This is a genomic window from Agaribacillus sp. DX54, assembly GCF_056858335.1.
In genome coordinates, this window is the sequence record NZ_JBXEQE010000073.1 from 1 (window position 1) to 4,972 (window position 4,972).

The 4,972-nt window shown below is 43.2% G+C and carries 1 protein-coding gene; it reads left to right on the top strand.

Annotated elements, in window-relative coordinates:
- A partial coding sequence (locus AC04NP_RS30185) for an amino acid adenylation domain-containing protein (protein WP_482863847.1) occupies nucleotides 1–4,972 on the top strand: 4,972 nt, incomplete at both ends.

Below are 4,972 nucleotides of genomic sequence, written 5' to 3' on the forward strand. Positions count from 1 at the left end.
AATGCCCTTGACCAATAATGGAAAGTTAGATAGGAAGGCCCTACCGGAACTGGATGGTTCAGCCTTGTCAACAAAAGAATACGTGGCCCCGAGGACAGAGGCAGAAGCACAGTTGGCAACGATCTGGCAGGAGCTGTTGGGTGTTGAAAAGGTAGGAGTCTACGATAACTTCTTTGAACTGGGCGGCCATAGTTTACTGGCAGTCCGATTAATTTCTAAGATTCAAGAAATAGGCTATGGAATAAATATTAAAGATATTTTTTCATATCCGAGCATTGCTTTATTGAGCACCAAATTATCTTCAAACCTTGATGTTTACCACGTGCCAGAAAATGGTATTGTAGAGGGCTGTGCTTATATTACTCCTTCCATGGTCCCTTTGGTAGACTTAAGCCAAAAAGAATTGGAAACGATCATGGACCAGGTTCCCGGAGGCGGGATCAATATCCAGGACATCTACCCCCTATCTCCCTTACAGGAAGGTATCTACTTTCACCATTTGATGAGTGACCCCACCAAAGGAGACCCTTATATTTTACCTAGTTTACTGTCCTTCTCATCGCCGGACAAGCGCTCGGAGTTTTTAAAGGCCCTAGATTTTGTGATCAGTCGCCATGATGTTTTACGTACTTGTGTGCTGAACGATGGGTTCTCTCAGGCTTTACAGGTGGTATTACGGGAAGTGGACTTGACTGTCGAGGAGTTATCAATTGATAGTAGTCAGGACATATTGCCCCAGGTAGAAAAAGCGATTGCACCGGATAGCTTGTACATGGACCTGAAAACAGCCCCAATGTTGCAGGTAAAGGTAGCCGATGATGTAGCCAACAAGACCTATTATTTGGTGACCCATCATCATCATTTGATCATGGATCACTTTGGTCTGGAAAAGGTGCAACAAGAAATAGGGTTTTATTTATCAGGTAAAGCAGACCTGCTCCCTACCCCTGCCTTATACCGTGATTTTATAGGAAATACCTTAAATAAAGACAAATTAGAGAAAAGCGAAAGTTACTTTAGATCGTTGTTTAGCGGTATCCAAGCGCCTACCTATCCCTTTAATCTGTCAGATACCCTCGGTGATGGATCGACCCGTATTGTATCTTCACAAGCGATGTTGTCTTCTGAATTACGGGATACCGTACGTCAGGTATCCACTGATCTACAGCTAAGCCCTGCCGTATTGTTCCATGCGGCCTTTGGTCTGGTAGTATCAAGGTGCAGTGGTAGGGATTATGCCCTTTTTGGTTCTGTGCTATTAGGAAGGCTGCAGGGGGCCAAAGGATCGGAATCTTCTCTAGGGTTATTTGTGAATACCCTGCCCGTATTATTAGACCTTAGGGGCGATATACCGACATACATTAGCCATACCAATGGTCGTCTGCAAGGACTTCTGTCCCATGAACAGACCCCGTCGTCCAATGTCCATGATTGGAGTGGTATCCCAAATGATACCCCGATGTTCAGTGCTTTGCTAAATTACCGCCATTCAACGCGAAGTTCATCATCAAATAAGCCAGATAAGCCCCTTGATTTAGGTGCTAAACTGTTGTTCGTAAAAGAACAAACGAATTATCCTTTCAATTTATCTGTAGATGATTTAGGGAATGATTTTGGGTTAACGGCTAAGCTATCCGATCGGGGTATTGATCCTTCCGCTGTGGTATCCTATATGGAGGAAGCATTAACGGTATTACTAGAGCATATTGATGAGGAATCGACAACCACAGTTAATGAACTGTCTATTATATCCAAAGAAGAAAGCCGTCAATTGTTGGAAGTGTTCAATGATACGGGGGTTGCTTATCCAACGGACAAAACAATTGTAGACCTTTTCGAGGAGCAGGCCAGGAAAACTCCTGATGCCATAGCTGTAGTTTATGAAGGGGAATCCTTAAGTTATAAAGAATTGGATGAACGATCGAATCAACTAGCCCATTATTTAATTGATAAAGGGGTATCAGTAGAAGATTTAGTAGGCGTCTGTTTAGAGCGCGGTCTTGAAATGATCATTAGCATTTTAGGGATATTAAAATCTGGAGGCGCTTATGTTCCCATAGATCCAACGTATCCTGAGGATAGGATCAATTATTTGGTTAAGGATGCCTCTATTGAGATACTTTTAAGTACCGCTGACATTGCTTATCGTGTCTCAGATTTAGAGTTAGAAGAGCTTATTTTATTAGATGCTGCTTCAGCCTCTATACAGAGTGAGTCTACAGCACCTTTAGCAATTGGCTTAACTGTTAACAATTTGGCCTATGTGATCTATACCTCGGGCAGTACAGGTCGTCCAAAAGGAGTTCAGGTTGAACATAACAACATCGTCAGTTTAGCTACTAGTTGTGATTATCTTAGATTAAACAATAAAACAGTTTGGTTGTCAACTGGATCAATTTCCTTCGATGCAACTACTATAGAATATTGGGGTACCTTACTCAATGGAGGAGAGCTGGTATTAACTATTACTGATACGCTATTAAACACAAACCGTTTAAAAACAGTAATTCTGGAAAATAAAGTTAATACTATATGGATGACTGCTTCATGGTTCCATCAAGTAGTACTAGAAGACTTGAGTGTTTTCGCTTCCTTAAAATATTTATTGGTGGGAGGGGATATTGTATTGGCCATCTACACAAATAAAGTAAAAGAATTATTTCCGGAACTTACCATAGTCAATGGATATGGACCTACAGAGAATACTACTTTCTCGACTACCTATCATATTGAAAAAACCCGAGGTACGCTTCCAATTGGGAAGCCAATCAAAAACAGCTACGCATATATTACAGATAAAAATATGAATCTGGTGCCAATAGGAGTCGTAGGTGAATTAGTTCTTGGTGGTTCAGGAGTAGCAAGGGGCTATTTAAACCATGAGGAATTAACTAACGAAAAGTTTATTAATAGCCCATTTAAGGAAGGTGATCGCTTGTATAAAACAGGTGATGTAGCAAAATGGCTGCCTGATGGAAATATCGAGTTTGTAGGAAGAAGGGATGATCAGGTAAAAATACGTGGGTACCGTATCGAACTGGGCGAGATTGAGAAAACCTTATCCTTGTTACCAGAAGTTCAGCAATGTTGTGTTTTAGCGAGGAAGGATGAGAATGGCAGTAAGCGATTGATCGCTTATGTGGTCTTGGAGGGTAATCTGGATAAGGAAGCTTTGCAAGCGTCCTTGGGAGAGAGTTTACCGGAGTATATGGCGCCCCGCTTGTGGGTGCAGCTAAACGAGATGCCCTTAACAGCCAATGGCAAGCTGGACAGGAAGGCCTTACCGGAATTGGACAGTTCAGCCTTGTCCAGCAAAGAATACGTGGCCCCAAGAACGGAAACGGAGGAGCAGTTAGTACAGATCTGGCAGGATTTGTTGGGTGTTGAAAAGGTGGGTATATACGATAACTTCTTTGAACTGGGCGGCCATAGTTTACTGGCGGTCCGATTGATTTCTACAATCCGAAAGGACTTGGATATAGAGATAGCAATTAGAGATGTTTTTACCCATACCACTATAGATAGCTTAGCAGCTTACCTATCTGTAAAAGACACAGGCACTTTATTGCCCAGGGTCGGTGTTCAGGAAAGAACGGAAAAGGTTCCCTTATCCTTTAGTCAGGAGCGTTTGTGGTTTTTGGACCAGTTACAGGGCAGTTTGGAATACCATCTACCTTTTGCCTTGCGGCTTTCAGGGGATTTGGATAAGCAAGCGCTGTCTTTGAGTCTTCATCAGGTGGTAAGCCGTCACGAGGTCCTTCGTACGGTTATTTATTCAGAGGAGGGCGTAGGGTATCAGAAGTTGTTATCGGCCGATGACTGGGAGCTGTCTTCCAAGGATTTAACTAATGACGGTTCATTGTTAACGGAAGAGCTAAAATCTTTTCTATCGGCCCCTTTTGATTTGAGCGCGGATTATATGTTCCGTTCGTGTCTATATGACCTGGGAGACAAAGAGTATGTTCTGGCAGGGGTATTCCATCATATTTCCAGTGATGGTTGGTCGCAGGGTATCTTGGTTGGCGAGTTCATGGAGCTTTATCGTTCCTATGCCGCGGGCAAAGAGGTGCGTTTACCGCCATTGCCCCTACAGTATATGGATTATGCCTTGTGGCAGCGTACCTATTTGGAAGGTACCATTATTGACAATCAGTTATCGTATTGGGAGGATACCCTAAATGGGGTTGGCACATTGCAGTTACCGACCGATTATGTCCGTCCTGCCGTTCAGAGTGTTTCGGGGGCGAACCTTTCTTTTACACTGAACAGTACTTTAAGTGCCGGTATCAACGCTTTGAGCCTGCAGGAAGGGGTCACCGTTTTTATGACGCTATTGGCTGCTTTTAAAGTGTTGTTGAGCCGGTACGGTGGCCAGGAAGATATTTGTGTAGGTACCCCGGTAGCCAACCGTACCCAGAAGGAGTTGGAGGGGGTGATCGGTTTTTTTGTCAATACCTTGGCACTTCGTAGTGAAGTAAAACAAGATGGTTCTTTTCAAGCACTGTTACAAGCTGTCAAGCAAACGACTTTAGATGCCTATGACCACCAAGAGGTTCCCTTTGAGAAGGTGGTAGAGCGTGTGGTAAAGACACGGGATATGGGTATGAGTCCTTTGTTTCAGGTATTATTCGTATTACAGAACACACCAGATGCTGAACATATCGAGTTGGACGGGCTTACAGTATCTAAGTATGAAGATCAAGGACAGCTTACCTCAAAATTTGATCTAGCAATGAGTTTGGAGGAGACGGAGACTGGGTTTTCTGTGGATATTAATTACTGTACAGCTTTGTTCAGGGAAGCAACTATCCAAAGGATGGTTGTTCATTATCAGGAGCTGCTAACTGCTATTGTAGCCTCCCCATCCTCACAGCTAAGTAAGTTATCGATGCTTACCAGGGAAGAAAGCCGTCATTTGTTGGAAGTATTCAATGATACGGGGGTTGCTTATCCAACGGACAAGACAGTAGTT